This window comes from Roseomonas sp. CECT 9278, from assembly GCF_918698155.1.
Classification (GTDB): domain Bacteria; phylum Pseudomonadota; class Alphaproteobacteria; order Acetobacterales; family Acetobacteraceae; genus Neoroseomonas.
The window spans coordinates 1-18,636 of sequence record NZ_CAKKLX010000058.1; the positions used below are offsets into that span (position 1 = coordinate 1).

15 protein-coding genes are annotated in these 18,636 nt (G+C 70.8%); 9 read left to right on the forward strand and 6 right to left on the reverse strand.

Going from position 1 to position 18,636, the window contains the following annotated elements; translation table 11 throughout:
* The 7 genes from LQ222_RS23315 to LQ222_RS23345 form a co-directional block, all read left to right on the forward strand.
* Positions 1-1,438 (forward strand): porin (locus tag LQ222_RS23315; RefSeq protein ID WP_230169271.1); only part of this gene is annotated, 1,438 nt, incomplete at its 5' end.
* 179 nt (positions 1,439-1,617) lie between these two features.
* Complete coding sequence (locus tag LQ222_RS23320) at positions 1,618-2,817, forward strand: patatin-like phospholipase family protein (protein ID WP_230169272.1); 1,200 nt, start codon at positions 1,618-1,620, stop codon at positions 2,815-2,817.
* A gap of 102 nt (positions 2,818-2,919) precedes the next feature.
* Positions 2,920-4,302: a M20/M25/M40 family metallo-hydrolase gene (locus LQ222_RS23325; protein ID WP_230169273.1), complete on the forward strand. Its 1,383-nt coding sequence runs from the start codon at positions 2,920-2,922 to the stop codon at positions 4,300-4,302.
* 1 nt (position 4,303) lies between these two features.
* Complete coding sequence (locus LQ222_RS23330; protein WP_230169274.1) at positions 4,304-5,839, forward strand: AbgT family transporter; 1,536 nt, start codon at positions 4,304-4,306, stop codon at positions 5,837-5,839.
* Between the two features lie 60 nt (positions 5,840-5,899).
* Positions 5,900-6,349 (forward strand): hypothetical protein, encoded by a 450-nt coding sequence (locus LQ222_RS23335; protein ID WP_230169275.1) that lies wholly within the window; start codon positions 5,900-5,902, stop codon positions 6,347-6,349.
* 94 nt (positions 6,350-6,443) lie between these two features.
* Positions 6,444-7,124, forward strand: a complete 681-nt coding sequence (locus LQ222_RS23340) for a MarC family protein (RefSeq protein WP_230169276.1) — start codon at positions 6,444-6,446, stop codon at positions 7,122-7,124.
* Between the two features lie 4 nt (positions 7,125-7,128).
* Positions 7,129-8,958, forward strand: a complete 1,830-nt coding sequence (locus tag LQ222_RS23345) for an SLC13 family permease (RefSeq protein WP_230169277.1) — start codon at positions 7,129-7,131, stop codon at positions 8,956-8,958.
* Here LQ222_RS23345 and LQ222_RS23350 read toward each other — a convergent pair whose 3' ends face one another.
* Together LQ222_RS23350 and LQ222_RS23355 are read right to left on the reverse strand one after the other, a co-directional pair.
* Positions 8,959-9,420 carry an MmcB family DNA repair protein gene (locus tag LQ222_RS23350; RefSeq protein WP_230169278.1) on the reverse strand — a complete coding sequence of 154 codons (462 nt, stop codon included), beginning with the start codon at positions 9,418-9,420 and terminating at the stop codon, positions 8,959-8,961.
* 211 nt (positions 9,421-9,631) lie between these two features.
* Positions 9,632-10,465: an SDR family NAD(P)-dependent oxidoreductase gene (locus LQ222_RS23355; RefSeq protein WP_230169279.1), complete on the reverse strand. Its 834-nt coding sequence runs from the start codon at positions 10,463-10,465 to the stop codon at positions 9,632-9,634.
* A 91-nt stretch (positions 10,466-10,556) separates the two neighbouring features.
* Between LQ222_RS23355 and LQ222_RS23360 the strand changes: the two genes are divergently transcribed.
* The gene (locus LQ222_RS23360; RefSeq protein WP_230169280.1) at positions 10,557-11,672 is read left to right on the forward strand and encodes a PQQ-dependent sugar dehydrogenase; all 1,116 of its coding nucleotides are present in this window, start codon (positions 10,557-10,559) and stop codon (positions 11,670-11,672) included.
* Positions 11,673-11,775: 103 nt separating this feature from the next.
* The gene (locus LQ222_RS23365) at positions 11,776-14,337 is read left to right on the forward strand and encodes a calcium-binding protein (protein WP_230169281.1); all 2,562 of its coding nucleotides are present in this window, start codon (positions 11,776-11,778) and stop codon (positions 14,335-14,337) included.
* A gap of 32 nt (positions 14,338-14,369) precedes the next feature.
* Here LQ222_RS23365 and LQ222_RS23370 read toward each other — a convergent pair whose 3' ends face one another.
* The 4 genes from LQ222_RS23370 to LQ222_RS23385 are packed head-to-tail and all read right to left on the reverse strand — an operon-like array spanning position 14,370 to position 18,541.
* Complete coding sequence (locus LQ222_RS23370; RefSeq protein ID WP_230169282.1) at positions 14,370-15,173, reverse strand: crotonase/enoyl-CoA hydratase family protein; 804 nt, start codon at positions 15,171-15,173, stop codon at positions 14,370-14,372.
* Positions 15,170-16,168, reverse strand: a complete 999-nt coding sequence (locus tag LQ222_RS23375) for an acyl-CoA dehydrogenase family protein (RefSeq protein WP_230169283.1) — start codon at positions 16,166-16,168, stop codon at positions 15,170-15,172. Before LQ222_RS23375 ends, LQ222_RS23370 begins: the two co-directional genes overlap by 4 nt.
* On the reverse strand, positions 16,168-17,307 hold the full coding sequence (locus LQ222_RS23380) for an acyl-CoA dehydrogenase family protein (RefSeq protein WP_230169284.1): 1,140 nt from the start codon (positions 17,305-17,307) through the stop codon (positions 16,168-16,170). Before LQ222_RS23380 ends, LQ222_RS23375 begins: the two co-directional genes overlap by 1 nt.
* Before the next feature lie 25 nt (positions 17,308-17,332).
* Positions 17,333-18,541, reverse strand: coding sequence for a CaiB/BaiF CoA-transferase family protein (locus LQ222_RS23385; protein ID WP_230169285.1), 1,209 nt, complete (start codon positions 18,539-18,541; stop codon positions 17,333-17,335).
* Positions 18,542-18,636 lie beyond the last annotated feature (95 nt).

The window sequence follows — 18,636 nt, forward strand, 5'->3', positions numbered from 1 at the left end:
GGTCGAGGCGCAGGCCGCCGCCGCCGAAGCCCGCGCGGCCGCGGCCGAGGCGCGCGCGGCGCAGGCGGCGCTGGCCGCCGCGCCATCGCCCTTCGCGCCCGATGTCGCCGGGCTTCACCCGCCTGGCGCGCAGGGCGACCAGTCGGCCTCGGGCGATGCGCTGCGCTCGGATCTTCCCGGCATCGCCTTCCGGGTGCCGGGCACGGATACGCAGGTGCGGCTCTATGGCTTCGCCAAGCTGACCGGGTACTACGATCTCGGGCCGCGCAACCAGACCGATGCGCCGCCGCCGCAGGGCATTCCGCTCACCGGCAGCCTGGCCGACCAGCAGGGCGGCGATTTCGGCATGACGGCGCGCTTCAGCCGCTTCGGCCTGGACACACGCACGCTGACCCGCTGGGGCACGCTGGAGACGCGGCTGGAGGGCGATTTCGGCGGCGGGGCGGCCACCTCGACCAATGCGGTGTTCCGGCTGCGCCAGGCCTGGGCGGAACTGGGCGACGAACGCCTGCGCGTGCTGATCGGCCAGGCCAACAGCCTGTGGAACGAAGGCGTGTTCGAAACGCTGATCGACGCCACCAACCTGAACCAGTCCTTCATCCGCCAGGCGCAGCTGCGCGTGACGGGGCGGCTGGCCGAAGGCGTCACGGGCATGATCTCGGTCGAGGCGCCCGAGACCTCCTATACCTCGGCCGCCGGCGCCTTCACGCCGGGCAGCAGCCTGGATGGCGGCGCCAGCCCGGCCTTCAACTCGGTGCCCGACCTGCTGGCGCGCGTGTCCTGGCGGCACGACGGCGCCGAGGTGATGGGCCGCGCGCTGCTGCGCCAGCTGGAACTGCGCACCGACGGCACGGCGGCGGCGGGTATCGCGCCGGTGTCCGACACCGCGCTGGCCTGGGGTGTCTCGGGCATGGTGCGGCTGCCGATGCGCTGGCTGTCGGAGAGCTTCGGGCCGGACGAGATCGTCGGCATGGCCTTCTATGGCGAAGGCATCGGGCGGTATTTCGCCGGGCAGAATTCCGGGCAGGACGCGCTGACCGACCTCGGCCTGCCGGGCGTGTTGCAGGCGGGGCTCGATCCGGTGCCGACCTATGGCGCGACCATCGCCTACCGCCGCTTCTGGACCGACCAGCTGCGCAGCAACGTCACCTATGCCTATGCGCGCAGCGACTTCCCCGGCTATGCGATGGGCTTCGCGCCGGGGTCGGCGGCGGCGACCTCGCTCAACCGCGAATACCAGCAGGTCTTCGCCAACCTGATCTGGAGCCCCTTCGGGGTGGTGCGGAACGGCGTGTTCAGCAGCGGCTGGCTCGATATCGGCGTGGAGTACCTGTTCACGCGGCGCGACCTGTTCGGCGGCGCCCAGGCCGGCGGCCCGGCGGGGTTCGGGCATGGCATCGCGAACCGCGTGCTGTTCGCGGCGATCGCGCGGTTCTGATCGGCCGCCGGGCGTATCGCGGGCCGGGCTGGCGGCCGGCGTGTGACAGCTTCGGGTCGGTGCGTGCGCCGGTTTCGCCCGGCGGGGCGCTGCCCTACACTTCGCGCGCATCGCCGGCATCGCCGCAGCCGGGTGCGCGAACCCCGGCCGGAGTGCCACGCCCAATGAGCCTGGATGCAATGAGGCGCCTGTGGCTGCTGCCCTTCGTCCTGCTGGCGATGGCCGCCTGCGGCAACATCGCGCGGCTCGACCCGCCGCCGCTGCGCGTCACGGAATCCCTGCCGATCCTGGGGCTGTCCAATGCGCGCTTCTGGCTGGATGGCGACCCCGCGCCGCTGCTGCGCGAATGGACGCTCATGCAGGACCGGCAGGTGGCGGCGCTGCCGGCCGGGCGCCGCGGCGTGCTGCCGCCGGCGAACCTGCTGGCACTGTCGGGCGGCGGCGACAACGGTGCCTTCGGCGCCGGGCTGATGGTGGGCTGGACCGCATCGGGCCAGCGGCCATCCTTCGACCTGGTGACGGGCATCTCGGCGGGCGCGCTGATTGCGCCCTTCGCCTTCCTGGGGCCCGACTACGACCCGGTCCTGCGCGAGGTCTTCACCGAGGTCGCGCCATCGGACCTGCTGGTGATCGGCAACCGCCTGCGCGCCGTGCTGTTCGGCGAGGCGCTGGCCGACACCTCGCCGCTGTACAACCTGATCGAGCGCCATGTGAACGACGCGCTGATGGCGGCGGTGGCGCGCGAATACGGGCGCGGCAGGCTGCTGCTGATCGGCACCACCAACCTCGATCTCGGCCGGCCGGTGTTCTGGAACATCGGCGCCATCGCCGCGAGCGGCCGGCCCGGCGCGCCGGAACTGGTGCGGCGCATCCTGCTGGCCTCCGCCTCCATCCCCGGCGCCTTCCCGCCGGCGCTGATCGATGTGGAGAACGACGGCGGTCGCTACCAGGAGATGCATGTGGACGGTGGCGCATCGCTGCAGATGTTCCTCTATCCGCCGCAGATCGAACCCGACCGCGCGGCGCGCGCCGCCGTGCGCGATCGGCAGCGCACGGCATGGGTGGTGCGCAACGGGCGGCTCGACACCGAATGGTCGAGCACGAATCGCTCGATCCTGTCGATCGCGGGGCGCGCCGCGACCACGCTGCTGCACTACAGCGCGGTGAACGACATCGTGCGCATCTACCTGACCTCGTTGCGCGACGGCGTGCGCTTCCGCCTGGCCTATATCGGCGCCGATTTCACCGCCACGCGCGACCAGCCCTTCGAGACCGCCTTCATGCGGGCATTGTTCGCCTACGGGGAGGCCCAGGGCCGCCAGGGCGGGCGCTGGATCTCGGCGTTGCGGCCGATCGGGTCGATCGACCTCGCGCCCTGAAGGACGGACGCAGGGCCAAAGGATGGAACGACGGGACTAACCCGCGCGCGGCGAATCCGGATATCGTGGTCGCTTGCGTGCGGGAACGCCGAGGGGATGTCCATGGATCAGCTCGACGCCGTGCTCGCCCGGATCGATGCCGATTCGGACGCGGCGCTGGAGCGGCTCTTTGCGGTGCTCCGCATCCGGTCGATCTCGACCGACCCCGCCTATGCCGAGGAATGCCGCCGCAACGCCGAATGGCATGCCGAGGACCTGCGCAGCATCGGCTTCGACGCCAGCGCGCATGCCACCCCGGGCCACCCCATCGTGGTCGCGCATGACCGCAGCGCGCCCGGGCGGTCGGCCCTGTTCTACGGCCATTACGACGTGCAGCCGGTCGATCCGCTGGAATTGTGGGACCGCGATCCCTTCGAACCCACCATCCAGACGCTGCCGGACGGGACCAGGATCATCACCGGCCGCGGGTCGGCCGACGACAAGGGCCAGCTCATGGCCTTCGTCGAGGCCTGCCGCGCCTGGAAGGCGGTGACCGGGCGGCTGCCGATCCCGGTGACCATCCTGCTGGAGGGCGAGGAGGAATCCGGCGGCGCCAGCCTGCCCGGCTTCCTGGCCGAGCATGCGCAGGCGCTGCGCGCCGATATCGGCCTGATCTGCGACACCAGCATGTGGGATGCGCGCACGCCCGCCATCGTCACGATGCTGCGCGGATTGTGCGGGGAGGAAGTGACCATCCACGCCGCCGACCGCGACCTGCATTCGGGCTTCTACGGATCGGCCGCCGCCAACCCCAACCGCGTGCTGGCCCGCATCCTGGCCGACCTGCACGACGATGCCGGCCGGGTGACGCTGCCGCGCTTCTACGACGGCGTGCCGGAACCGCCGGCGGAGCTGGTCGCGCAATGGGCCACGCTGGGCTTCGACGAGGCAGCGTTCCTGGGCGCCATCGGCCTGTCGGTGCCGGCGGGCGAGCGCGGGCGGTCGGTGCTGGAGCAGACCTGGTCGCGCCCGACCTGCGAGATCAACGGCATGGGCGGCGGCTACCAGGGCGAGGGGTTCAAGACCGTGATACCCGCGGTGGCCTCCGCCAAGGTCAGCTTCCGCCTGGTCTTCGACCAGGACCCGCAGCAGGTGCGCGAGGCCTTCCGCGCCCATGTGCGCGCCCGCCTGCCGGCCGATTGCCGCGCCGAGTTCAGGGAACACGGCGCCGGCCGCGCCATCGCCTTCCCGGTGGACAACCCCGCCTTCGGGCGGGCGCGCGATGCGCTGACCGCCGAATGGGGCAGGCCGGCGGTGTTCATCGGCGGCGGTGGGTCGATCCCGGTGACGACGCTGCTCAAGACCTCGCTCGGCATGGATGTGGTGCTGGCGGGGTTCGGGCTGGATGACGACCGCATCCACAGCCCGAACGAGAAGTACAACCTCACCAGCTTCCAGAAGGGCATCCGCTCCTGGGCGCGCATCCTTCACGCATTGGCGGACTGACATGAGCACGACGACGGACGCGCCGAAGACGGCGATGCAGAAGATGCTGGATGCGGTGGAGCGCGTGGGCAACCGCGTGCCGCATCCGGTGATGATCTTCGTCTACCTGATCGGCCTGGTGATCGTGCTGTCGGCCCTGCTGGGGCTGCTGGGCGCGCATGTGACCTACCAGGCCTATAACCCCGCGACCGGGGCGATCGAGCAGGCGCGCACCGATGCGCGCAGCCTGCTCACGGTGGACGGCATCCGCTTCATGTTCACCGGGGTCGTGCAGAACCTGATGAACTTCAACGCCGTCGGCGTGATCATCGTGGCGATGGTGGGTGTCGGCGTCGCCGAGGAATCGGGGCTGGTCAAGGCGCTGATCCGCAAGCTGGTGATCGTGGCACCCGGCTGGGCGCTGACCTACATCCTCACCTTCGTGGGCATCGTGTCGTCCATCGCGGCCGATGCCGGATACCTGGTGCTGATCCCGCTGGCGGCGGCGGCGTTCATCAGCGTGGGGCGGCATCCATTGGCGGGGCTCGCGGTAGGCTTCGCGTCCGTAGCCTCGGCCTTCCTGGTGAATGTGCTGATCGTGCCGACCGACGGCATCCTGACCGAGATCACCAACGATGCCATCCGCCTGGTCGACCCGAACAAGTCGATCGACCTGGCGGCGAATCTCTGGTTCTCGATCGGGTCGGTGGTGCTGCTGACCGTGCTGATCGCGGTCATCACCGAACGCGTCATCGAACCGCGGCTGGGCGCCTATGCCGGGGACTACCAGGTGCCGGGCGAGACCGGGCTGTCCGCGGATGAATACCGCGGCCTGAAATACGCGCTGCGCGGGATGCTGGCGGTGTTCGCCTTCCTGGCCATCCTGACGCTGCCGCCCGGCGCGCCGCTGCGCCACCCCGAGACAGCGGCGATCATCGGCAATTCGCCCTTCATGGCCAGCCTGATCGTGTCGATCGCGCTGCTGTTCCTGGTCTGCGGCGCGGCCTATGGCATCGGTGCCAAGACCATGAAGGGCACCAACGACGTCATCAACGCCATGCAGAAGGCGATCGGGTCGCTGGCCGGGCTGATCCTGCTGCTGCTGGTCATCAGCCAGTTCATCGCCTTCTTCAACTATTCCAACATGGCCACGCTGGCGGCGGTGTCGCTGGCCGACATCCTGCAGCGCGCCAACCTTGATGCGCTGTGGCTGCTGGTCGGCTTCGTGGTGGTGACCTTCATCCTGGACCTGGTCATCACCGGGGCGGTGGCGAAATGGGCGATCTTCGCGCCCATCTTCGTGCCGTTGCTGATGCGCCTGGGGGTCGAGCCGGAGGCGGTGTTGGCGGCCTATCGCGTGGGTGATTCGCCGGTCAACTCCATCACGCCGCTGAACGCATACTTCGCGATGATCGTGACCTTCGCCATCAAGTACCAGAAGGATGCCGGCATCGGCACCGTGATCGCGCTGATGCTGCCCTATGTGCTGTTCATGTGCGTGATCTGGACGGTGTTCATGGCGGGCTGGCACCTGCTTGGCCTGCCCTGGGGCCTGTGATGGCGTGCCGTGGCGCGATGGGCCATAAGGGCGGGCCGATCACGGTTGGGGAACCTGTCCTTGCCCGCCACGCGCCGCCTTGTCCTGCTGTCGCTGCTCGCGGTGCCGCCGGCGCGCGCGCAGCAGCGCGGCCGGGCGGACCCCAACCCGGACGGGTCCATCGAGATCGAGCAGGTGCGCGTCGGCGTGCTCGCGGTCGGTACCTCGATCGGCGGCGGACGGCTGCACTTCCGGGGCGAGGAGCACCGCTTCTCGGTGCGCGGAATCGAATTCGGCAGCGTGGGTGTCTCCACGCTGTCGGCGCGCGGGGAGGTGTTCAACCTGCGCCGGCTGGAGGATTTCACCGGCCGCTACACCGAACGCGTGGTGCCGCGCAGCCAGGGCGCGCCTGCCGGGCCGCAGACGCGCTTCCTGCGCAACGCCGCGGGCGTGGAACTGCGGCTGCGGACCGAACGCACCGGCGGGCAGTGGCGCTTCAACGAGGCAGGCGTGACCATCGAACTGCGCTGAGCGGTGTCTCTCGCTGCCCTCAGGCGCCGTGCGGAACCCCCCGGTTTCCCTGGCTCCGGGCGGCGTGCCGGCGCCGCACGCCCGGGGTTGCGCGATGATCGACGGCTTCCTGGTCGCCAAGGCGCTGTCCTTCTGGCTGTTCGGCTTCTCGACGCTGCTCAGCATCATCAACCCGCTCGGCGTGGCGTTCATCTTCCACGACATGACGCGCTGGCTGACGCCGCGCGAACGGTCCCGCCTGGCGCGGCAGATCGCGATCAATTCGTTCATCGTGCTGGTGGTGGCGCTGTTCCTGGGCTCGCGCGTGCTGTCCTTCTTCGGCATCTCGCTGGAGGCGTTGCGGATCGGCGGCGGGCTGGCGGTGGCGGCCTCCGGCTGGGTGATGCTGCGTGCGCCGCCTGAGGAGACGAAGGCGCCAGCGGCGATGGACACCGCGCCGATCGAACGCATGGCCTTCTTCCCGCTGACCCTGCCGTTGACCACCGGGCCGGGGTCGATCGCGGCGTCCATCGCGCTGGGCGCTGAACGCGGCACGGAATCGCAGGGCGTGCTGATGGTCAGCGCGCTGTCCTCGCTGTTCGTCGCGGCCTCGGTCGCGGTCTGCATCTGGCTGGCCTATGCCTATTCCGAGGCGATCGCCCGGCGGATCGGCCCGCAGGGCACGTTGGTGGCCACCAAGCTGACCGCCTTCCTGCTGCTGTGCATCGGCTGCCAGATCATCCTGACCGGCGTGACCGACGCGCTGCGGCCGCTGATCGCGGCAGGCGCGAGGTAGACCCATGACCACCGAGCTTCTCATCGTCCTTGCATTGCTGGCCGCGGCCATCGCGATGTTCATCGTGAACAGGCCGCGCATGGATGCGGTCGGGCTGCTGATGATCGTGCTGCTGCCGCTGACCGGCGTGCTCACCATCAACGAGGCGCTGGCCGGCTTCGCGGATTCCTCCATCGTGCTGATCGCCGCGCTGTTCGTGATCGGCGAGGCGCTGGTGCGCACCGGCACCGCCCAGCAGATCGGCGACTGGCTGAACGCCAAGGCCGGCGACAGCGAATCGCGCCTGCTCGTGCTGTTGATGCTGGCCGGCGCCGGGCTTGGCGCGGTGATGTCGTCGACCGCCGTGGTCGCCATCTTCATCCCGATCGTGCTGCGCATCTGCGCCAATACCGGCGCGGCGCCCAGCCGGCTGATGATGCCGCTGTCGATCGCGGCGCTGATCAGCGGCATGCTGACGCTGGTCGCCACCGCGCCGAACCTGGTGGTCAGCGCCGAGCTGGTGCGCCAGGGCCACCAGGGCTTCTCGTTCTTCTCGGTCACGCCCTTCGGCGTGCCGGTGCTGGTGGTGGGCATCCTTTACATGCTGGTGGCGCGCCGCCTGCTGCCCGATGCGCGCCCGCAGGGGTCGGCGGCGCGCCGCGCGCCCAGCCTGCGCGACTGGGTGGCGCAGTACGGGCTCGCGGGCCGTGCCTTCCGCGTGCGCGTCACGCCGGGGTCGCCGGCGATCGGCAAGCGGCTCGGCGACCTGGCCCTGCGCGAGGCGGGCGTGAACCTGTTGGCGATCGAACGCGCCAAGCGCTTCACCACCGACGTGCTGCGCCCCGACGCCAACACCGCCATCGAAGCGGGCGACATCCTGCTGCTGGATGTGCGGCTGGATGGTGCGCAGGCCGATGAGCTGCGCGCGCATTACGGGGTCGAGATCCTGCCGCTCGAAGCCGGCGCCTATTTCCTCGTGCACTCGCAGGATATCGGCATGGTCGAGGCGCTCATCCCGCCGGACTCCGACCTGGTGGGCAGCACCGTGCTGCAGGCGCGCGTGCGGGCGGTCTCAGGCCTCACGGTCATCGGCCTGCGCCGTGGCCGCAAGGTGGTCGGCGCCGAGCTGCTGGAGACCTCGCTGCGCGCCGGCGACACCCTTCTGCTGACCGGCTTCTGGTCCGACATCAGGCGGCTGCAGACCGATGGGCACGAGCTCGTGGTGCTGGACCTGCCGGCCGAGCATGCCGAGATCCTGCCCGCGGCCGGGCGCGCGCCGCAGGCGGTGGCGGTGCTGGTGCTGACGGTGGGCCTGATGGTCAGCGGCATCATCCCCAACGTGCATGCGGCGCTGATCGGCTGCCTGCTGATGGGGCTGCTGGGCTGCATCGACCTCAACAGCGCCTATCGGTCGATCTCGTGGAAGTCCCTGGTGCTGATCGTCGGCATGCTGCCCTTCTCGATCGCGCTGCAGCGGACGGGGGGCGTGGATCTCGCCGCCGATGCGGTGGTGGAACTGGCCGGCGCGGCCGCGCCGCGGGTGCTGCTGGCGGTGATCTTCGGCATCACCGCGGTGCTCGGCCTGTTCATCTCGAACACCGCGACGGCGGTGCTGATGGCGCCGGTGGCGCTGGCCATCGCGAAGGAGATCGGCGCCTCGCCCTACCCCTTCGCGATGACGGTGGCGCTGGCGGCCTCGACCGCCTTCATGACGCCGGTGTCGTCGCCGGTGAACACGCTGGTGGTGGGGCCGGGCAACTACGGCTTCGCGGATTTTCTCAAGGTCGGCGTGCCGCTGTCGCTGGCGGTGATGGCGATCAGCGTGCTGCTGGTGCCGATCATCCTGCCGCTGTAGTCATTCCAGCCGCAACGCCGCGCGCAGTTCCGCCGCGCCGGCCGGGTCCGACAGCATCGCCAGGCGTCCCGAGGCCAGCAGCGCGATTCGCTGCAGCAGCGCGCGGCGGCGTGCCGGCGCCAGGCGGTGCTCCGGCGCATCGCGCAGCAGCGCGGCCTCGCGGTCCTCGGTGACCAGCAGGCCGACCCCGTCGGGCAGCAGCGCCTGCGGGAAATCGAGGTCCACCGCGAAGAACAGGCGGTCGCACCAGGCGCGGTATTCCGACCACTTCGCGTCGCACAGGTAGTCCCGCGCGCAGGACTTCACCTCCAGGATCGCGACATCACCGTTCGGCAGCAGCGCGACGATATCGGCGCGCCGGCCGTCCGGCAGGGGCACCTGTTCGACCGGCGCCCAGCCGCGCAGCATGCAGAAGCGCATGGCGGCGCGGGTGACGGCGAGGGTTCGGGCGGGCGCGTCCATCCCGCCATGTTCGTGCTTCGTTCGCGGCGCGGTCAAGCGGGCAGGGATCGTTTCGCAATGCCGGCGCTGGCGCGCTCCTGCGCCCGTCTATCGTCGTGCGGGAGGCGCACGCCTCGCGCGATGCCAGTGGCCTGGAACGGGTCGCCGGACAGCGCAGCGGGCTGCTGCCGCGCCCCAGAATGCGCCGAGCAGCGCAGTCTGGAGCGGCTTCTCAGCGCACGAGCCCGCTCGGCTTCGGGGTGGCGCCCACATTGCCGGCGGATCGTCCGGCATCCACCGGCAGCGTCACGCCAGTGATCCAGCGCGCCGCCGGGGACGCCAGGAAGCACGCCGCCTCCGCGACATCCCACGCGCTGCCCTCGATCTTCAGCAGGCCGGCATTCGCGCGCTGCTGGCGCAGTTCGTCCGACATGCCGCGCGACGCCACCATCGGCGTGTAGACATACCCCGGCGCCACCGCATTCACGCGCACCAGGTCGCCGCCGTGATGCGCCGCCATGGCGCGCGTCATCTGCACGATCGCCCCCTTCGTGGTGGCATAGAGCAGGCCCGGATGCCCGCCCTGCAGCCCGGCGATCGACGCCAGGTTCACGATCGCGCCAGCGCCCTGCCGGCGCATCTCGGGCACCGCGTACTTCGCCATCAGCATCACCGACTTCACATTCACCTGCATGGCGAAGTCCCAGGCGGCCTCGTCCACCGCGGTGGCGTCGCCGGGCGGGCCGGAGATGCCGACATTGTTCACCAGGATGTCGACCCGGCCCCACTGCCGCACCGCCTCGGCCACCGCGGCGGCGCAGTCGGTGGACTTCGACACATCGCAGACCGCGCTGGCGCAGGTCCCGCCTTCGGCGCGGATCATCTCCTCGGTGCCCTTCAGCCAGCCGAGCTCGACATCCAGCAGCAGCACGCGCGCGCCGCGGCGCGCCAGCAGCGCGGCAATCGCGCGGCCATTGCCGACGGTGGTGGTGTTGGTGCCCGAATCGCGCGAGCCAGCGCCGGTCACGATGGCGACGCGGCCGTCGAAGCGCGTGTTGTCCTGCATGTGGCGTTCCCTCCGATATGACGCCAGCCTGCACCGGGATGCGCGGCGGCGAAAGGTTGCGCCGCGCGCGGTGCGGGACCACCTGGGCGGCATGATCCGCCGCACGCTGCTCACCCTGATGGTCCTCGCCGCGCCGGCCGTGGCGCAGGACGCGCCCGTGGTCTCCGAACGCGCGACCTTCCGCGTCGTGAAGTTCGCCCAGGGGCTCGAAACCCCTTGGGGCGGGGCCTTCCTGCCGGATGGGTCGCTGCTGGTGACGGAACGCCCCGGGCGGCTGCGCCGCATCGGCACGGATGGGCGCGTCTCGGCGCCGCTGGCCGGCGTGCCGCAGGTCGAGGCCGGCGGCCAGGGCGGGCTGCTCGACATCGCGCTCGCGCCGGACTTCGCCCGCACGCGGGAGGTCTTCCTGTGCCAGGCGGCGGCGGTGGAGGGCGGCGCGCTGACGCGCCTGGTGACCGCGCGCCTCTCGCCCGGCAATGATGCGCTGACCGGCCTGCGCCGCGTGCTGGATGCCACGCCGGCCCAGTCCAGCGGCCGCAACCACTACGGCTGCCGGATCGCCTTCGGCCGCGACGGGCACCTGTATTTGTCCACCGGCGAGCGCAACGAGCGCGCCCGCGCACAGCGCCTCGATGACCTGGCGGGCAAGGTGATCCGCCTGACGCGCGACGGGCGCGTGCCGGCCGACAATCCCTTCGTGGGCCAGCAGGGCGTGCGGCCGGAGATCTGGTCGTTCGGGCATCGCCATCCGCAGGGCCTGGCGGTGAACCCCTGGACCGGCAGCCTGTGGGAGGCCGAGTTCGGCCCGCGCGGCGGGGACGAGATCAACATCGTCCGCCGCGGCGCGAATTTCGGCTGGCCGGTGGTGAGCCACGGGCGCGAATACTGGGGGCCGCGGATTTCGCGCGAGGTCAGCGCGCCGAACATTGTCGACCCGATCCATGTGTTCGCGCCGCCGGTCAGCCCCTCGGGCATCACTTTTTACGACGGGGCGGCGTTCCCGGGCTGGCAGCGCAGCCTGTTCGTCGCCGCGCTGAACACGCCGGGGCTGGTGCGCCTGACGACCGATGGCGACCGCGTGGTGGGCGAGGAACGGCTGCTGACGGGCCTCGCGCGGATGCGCAGCGTGCTGGTGGGACCGGACGGGCGCGTGTACCTGCTCGTTGATGCGCCGCAGGGGTCGGTGCTGCGGCTGGACCCGGCGTGACCCGGCCGCCCACGCCATGAAGCGCTTCATATCCTGTGACCAAAGGCGCTGACGGCTTCGTGACATTCCGGTAGATGTTTCGCTTCCGCATGGGAGCGCGACGATGGCCCTGTATACCGGCACCAACACGGTCGACGTCCTCAACAACCCGCCGACCGCGACCAACGACACGGTGAACGGGCTGGGCGGTGACGACCTGCTGTACGGCGGGGGCGGGAACGACACACTGAATGGCGGCACCAACAACGACATCCTGCTGGGCGGGATCGGGTTCAATCACCTGAACGGCGATTCCGGCGTGGACGAGGCGTCCTACCTGGTGGTGCAGGGCGTGACGGTCGACCTGGCGGCGGGCGTCGCCTTCGGCGACTGGGGCAGCGATGTCCTGCGCGACATCGAGAACATCACCGGGACCGCCAGTCGCGACCAGATCGAGGGCGACAACCTGGCGAACCGCCTGCGCGGGTCGGGTGGCGACGACGCGCTGGTCGGCGCCGGCGGGAACGACACGCTGGAAGGCAGCAGCGGCGACGATGTGCTGGAGGGCGGGCTCGGCAATGACCGGATCGATGGCGGTGCCGACATCGATCGCGTGAACTTCTTCGAGGCTCCGGTGCTGGGCGGGCAGGGTGTCACGGTCGACCTCACCACCGGGCGGTCGACCGGCCTGCTGATCGGCACGGATACGCTGATCGGCATCGAGAATGTCATCGGCACCGCCGGGGCGGACATCCTGACCGGCGACGGCGCGGCGAATGTGCTGAACGGCCTCAGTGGCGCGGATGTGCTGGATGGCCGCGACGGCAATGACACGCTGAGCGCCGGCGGCGGTGCGCAGCTGTCCGGCGGCGACGGCAATGATTCGCTGTACGCCTCCGGCAGCGGAGACCATCTGCTCAACGGCGGGGTCGGGAACGATACCATCACGGGCGGCACCGGTGCCGACACGGTGGATTACGGCGATGCGCAGGGCGCGGTGCGGGTCAACCTCGCCGTGCCGGTACTGCAATCGGCGACCGGCGCCGCGGGTACCGATACCCTGATGGACATCGAACATGTCGTGGGTGGGGTGGGGGGCGACACGCTCATCGGCAGCTTCTTCGCGAACCACCTGTTCGGCGGGCAGGGCAACGACACCATCGAAGGCAGCGGCGGCAATGACAGCCTGGTCGGCGGTGACGGCAACGACACGCTGAACGGTGGCGCCGACAACGACACGCTGCTGGGCGGGCAGGGCAACGACATCTTCAAGGCTGACATCGGCAACGACCTTGTGGAGGGCGGCGACGGCAACGACCGCTTCGAGGCCGCGGCGGGCAGCGACACCTTCCTCGGTGGAGACGGCGACGACACCGCCGTGCTCACGGTGTTCCAGTCGGGGCTGATCTTCGATGGCGGCGATGGCATCGACTACCTGGACTGGGCGAATGGCGGGCTGCTCGGCGTCACCATCGACTTCGCCGCCGGCACCATCCTGGTCCCTGGATTCACCGGCACGGTGCGGCTCGAGAATGTGGAGGGCATGCGCGGCACCGCGGCGGCGGATGTGTTGCTCGGCAGCGATACGACGAACCTGCTGTTCGGCGGGTCGGGCACGGACCGCGTCTCGGGCCTGGACGGCAACGACACGCTGGGCGGCGATGCCGGGTCCGACACGCTGCTGGGTGGCGCGGGCGCGGACAGCATGCTGGGCGGCACCGAGAACGACACACTGTCCGGCGGCACCGGGAACGACACGCTCGATGGCGGCACCGGCGACGATACGCTGGCACCGGGCGGTGGCGTGGATTGGGTAGCGGGCGGCAGCGGGACCGATTCGCTCGACCTGTCCGGCTATGGCGAATTCCTGCTCGACCTTGGACGTACATTGCTGACGGCGGGGGTCGACGCGGCCGTGGTGACCGGCATCGAGCGCGTCGCGGGTGGCACCGGCGACGACACCATCCGTGGCATCGCCTTCGCTGAGACCCTGGCCGGCGGTGCCGGCGCGGACGACCTTGCGGGGCGTGGCGGCGACGACAGCATCAGCGGCGGGAACGACAGCGACAGGCTGCGCGGCGGCCTGGGCAACGACACGCTGGATGGCGGCGATGGCATCGACATGGTGATGGCCAGCGCATCCCCGGCGGCGGTCTCGATACGTCTCGACCTCGGCAGCATGACCGGGGAGGGCACGGACCGGCTGGTCGGGATCGAGAACGCCTTCGGCAGCCGATACGGCGATGTCATCACCGGCAGCGGCGGGGCGAATGGCCTCCTTGGGTCGGGCGGCAACGACACGATCAATGGTGGCAACGGCAACGACGCCCTGCAGGGCAATGACGGCGCTGACCGGCTGACCGGCGGAATTGGTGCCGACACCTTCTCCTATAGCCAGGCCGATGAGAGTCCCGGCGGCGTAGGGAACCGCGACATCGTCACCGATTTCGCGGCCGGGACCGATCGGATCAACCTCTCGATCGTCGATGCGCAGGCCAGCGCCTCGGGCAACCAGGCCTTCACCTTCGCCGCCACGCGAACGGCCGGCGTGGAGGGGCAGGTGGTGGTGACGCAGTCGCCCTCCTACGTGATGGTCAACATCTACATCAACGGCGACAACGTGGCGGACATGCAGATCCAGCTGAACGGGACGCTCACGCTCACCGCGAACGACTTCGTGCTTTAGGTGCGCGCGCGGCGGCGGTTCGACCTTGGCGTTCAGCGCCCCTCGAACGATGGCACGCGTTTCTCCAGCATGGAATCCACCGCCTCGCGGTGGTCGCGCGTGCCGTGGGCCAGCGCCTGGTAGGCTGCGGAGATTTCCAGCAGCGTGGACAGGCGCATGTGCTGGCCTTCGCGCAGCAGGCGCTTGGTCAGGCGCACCGCCTGGGGTGGGTTGACGGCGATGCGCGCGGCCATGTCGCGTGCGGCGGCCATCAGGTCGGCGGGTGCGACGACCTTTGAGACCAGGCCGCAGGCCAGTGCCTCGGCGGGGTTGATGGCATCGCCCGTGAGCGACATTTCCAACGCCTTCGACATGCCGACCACGCGCGGCAGCAGGTAGGCGCCACCATCGCCGGGAACGATGCCGACCTTGACGAAGGATTCCGCGAAGCGCGCGGATTCGCTTGCGATGCGGATGTCGCACATGCACGCCAGGTCGAGCCCCGCGCCGATCGCCGGGCCGTTGATGGCGGCGATGGTGGGGATGTCCATCTCGTACAGCGCCAACGGGATCATCTGGATGCCGAAGCGGTAGGATTCGCGGATCTCGGCACCGGTCTCGCCCTTGGTGATGCCGGTCTTGTCGCGCATGCCCTTGAGGTCGCCGCCGGCGCAGAAGGAGGAACCGGCGCCGGTGACGATCACCACCCGCACATCCGGGTCGCGGTTCAGCGCGCGGCAGGCATCCGCGACCTCGGCGCATTCCTGCGCGTTGGAGATCGCGTTGCGCTTCTCCGGCCGGTTCAGCGTGAGGGTCACGACGTGGCCGTCGCGTTCGGTCTTGAGGAAGTCGGTCATGCGGAAATGTCCTGGTCGCGGGAGGTGAGGAAGGTCCAGAGCGGTCCGCGATCGCCCTGGATCAGCGTGCCGATGCGGGCGGACCAGAAGCGTTCGGAGCCGCCTTCGTCGCGCCAGGACCACAGCCGGCGCGTGAGGTGATGCAGCGCGTGTTCCTCGGTGATGCCCATGGCGGCCAGCACCTGGTGCGCGATGGCGGCCCCCTTCGCCGCGGCCTCGCCCGCCGTGACCTTGGCGCAGCCGATCTCAAAGGCGGCCTCGGCCAGGCCGCGCCGGTCCACCGCGCGCGCGGCGGCGGCGGCGGCGACCGAGGCGGCGGAGGCCTCCGCCGCAAACACCGCGAGCTGCTGCTGCACCGCCTGGAAGCGGCCGATCGGGCGGCCGAACTGCTTGCGCGTATTGGCGTGGTCGACCGCCAGCGCCAGCGCGGCCTGCAGCGCGCCGGCGATCTGCGCCGCGCGCAGCAGCGCGGTCACGCCGCGCGCGGCGTCGGCGCCCCAGGCATTGGGCAGCGTGCCTTCGGCGATCGGCGCGGACGTGGCCGGCATGTCGCGCGGTTCGCGCGCGATATTGGTTCCCTCGGTCCAGGTCAGCGAGGCGGCATCGTGCAACGACACGTGCGCGCCATCCAGCAGCACGACATGCGCGGCGTGGCGGCCCCACGGCACCGGCGCACGGGCGGCGGCGAAGGTCAGCACGCCCGGCGGCGGGTCGATGCCGGCGGCGGCCAGCAGCGCGGCGGCGCCGATCGTCTCGGCCAGCGGCACCGGCGCCGCGGCACGGCCGGTCGCCTCCAGCAGCGGCACGACATCCGCGAATCCAAGTCCCGCGCCGCCGCGCGCTTCCGGCACCAGCGCGGCACCGAGGCCGAGCGCATCCAGCGCATCCCAGGCCGCCTGCGGGAAGGCGCCGGATTCCAGCGCGCGCAAGGTGGACACATCGGCCGCATCGGCCAGCGCGCGCGCGACCTGGTCGGCGAGCTCGGTGCCGATCATCAGCGCAGCCCCAGTTCGCGGGCGATGATGCCGCGCATGATCTCACGCGTGCCGCCGCGCAGCGAGAAGGTGGGCGTGATCTGCGTCAGGTAGTCGTGCATCCGTCGCATCGTCTCCGGCATCTCGTCCACCTCGCGCAATGCGCGCATCGCGCCCGGCAGCGCCTGTTCGAAGTCATTGCCGAGGTCCTTGACCAGCGCCGCCTGGCGCACCGGATCGGCGCCGTCCTGCAACATGCCGGCGATGGCGGTGGACATCGCGCGCAGCGTCCAGAGCCGCGCCACTTCGCGCCCCAGCGCCGGCATCGCGGCCGCGTCGTCGCGCAGCGCATCGCGCGATGCCTCCAGCAACGGGTGGGCGGACATGTAGCGGTCGGGGCCGCTGCGCTCGAAGGCAAGCTCCGACGTCGCCTGGGCCCAGCCGGCACCCTCGGCGCCGACCAGCGCGTCCTCGGGCAGGCGCACATCGTCGAAGGTGATTTCGTTGAATCCCTGTTCGCCGACCAGGTCGCGGATCGGGCGAATGGACACACCCGGCGCGCGCAGGTCCACCAGCACCTGCGACAGGCCGACATGCTTCGACGCGCCCTCGGGTGCGGGGGAGGTCCGCACCAGCGCGATCATCCAGTCGCAGAGATGGCCGAAGGTGGTCCAGATCTTGCGGCCGTTGAGCAGCCAGCCGGTGTCGGTGCGGTCGGCGCGGGTGCGCAAGCTCGCGAGGTCGGAGCCGGAGTCCGGTTCGGACAGGCCGATGCAGAAGGCGAGGTCGCCGCGCGCGATGCCGGGCAGGAATCGTTCACGCTGCGCTGGCGTGCCCAGGCGCAGGATCAGCGGGCCGGACTGGCGGTCGCCGATCCAATGCGCGCCGACCGGCGCGCCGGCGGCGAGCATCTCCTCCAGCACGATGTTGCGGTCGAGGAAGCTGCGTTCCGCGCCGCCATACTGCTTCGGCCAGCACATGCCGATCCAGCCGCGGGCGCCGACCGCGCGGGAGAAGTCGCGGTCGAAGCCCATCCAGGAACGGGCACGGATCTCGGGCGTCCAGCGGTGTTCGTGCGATGCGATGAAGGCGCGCACCTCGGCGCGCAGCGCGGCGGCGCCGGGCGGCGGGTCGCGCAGGTCGAAGCGCAGTCCGGTCATGCGATGGTCCCTCCCATGGCGCGCATCATACGATGCCGGCGGCGCGCGCCGCCGCGATCTCGTTCGCATCCATGCCGGCGAAGTCGGCCAGCACCGCATCGGTGTCGCCGCCCGGCGCGGGAATGCCGTGGCGGTAGGTCACGGGCGTGGCATCGAGGCGCAGCGGCGACCCCGGCACGCGGACCGTGCCGCCCGCGTGGTGCGGCAGCTCGACGATCATGCCGCGCGCCTGGATATGCGGGTCGGCCTCGACATCGCGCGCGGTGTTGATCGGGCCGGAGGTGATCTTCGCCTCCTCCAGCCGCTCGAGCCATTCGGCGCGCGGGCGCGTGCGCAGCAGCGTGCGCATGCGGTCGAGCAGCGCCGCGCGATGTTCCGACCGGTCCCGCGCGCGCCGGAAGCGCGGGTCCTCCGCCCATTCCGGATGGCCGAGCGCCGCCGCCAGCCGCACGAATTCGCGGTCGTTCAGCACGCCGATGACGAACTTCGCATCCGATCCGTCGAACACGCCATAGGGCACCGCGACCGGGCTGTCATTGCCGCTGCGCGGGAAGATGCGCGCGGCATTCAGCCAGGAGGACATCGGCGCCTGCATCAGGGATGTCATGGTCTCGAACAGGTTCACGTCGATGAACTGGCCCTGCCCGGTCGCGTCGCGGTGGCGCAGCGCGGCCAGGATGGCGACGGTGGCGGCGAAGCCGGTGAACATGTCGGCGACCGGCACGCCCACGCGCTGCGGCCCGCCGCCGGGCATGCCGTCGGCCTCGCCGGTCACCTCCATCAGCCCGGCCATGGCCTGCGCCACGAAATCGTAGCCCGACCGCCCGGCATAGGGGCCGTCCTGGCCGAAGCCGGTGATCGAACAATAGACCAGGCGCGGGTTCACCGCGCGCAGCTCGTCGCTCGACAGGCCGTAGCGCGCCAGCGTGCCGGTGCGGAAATTCTCGATCAGCACGTCCGCGCGCGCCGCCATGCGCCGCAGGATCGCGGCCCCCGCCGGCTGCGCGAAGTCGACCGAGACGGATCGCTTGTTGCGGTTGAGCGAGACGAAATAGGTGCTGTCGTCGCTGCCCTCCACGAAGGGCGGGCCGAGCGCGCGCAGGTCGTCGCCGTCGCCGCGGCGTTCGACCTTCGCGACCTCGGCGCCAAGGTCGCCCAGCATCTGCGCGCAGAGCGGCCCGGCCACCACGCGGGTCAGGTCCAGCACGCGCAGGCCATCCAACGCCCCGGCCATGCATCCTCCGTTTCCTCGATGGCGCGCAGGGTGGCGCAGGATACGCGGCGCGCAAAGCCCGCCCGGCGATGGTGGACGCGGTGCCCCCATCCGTG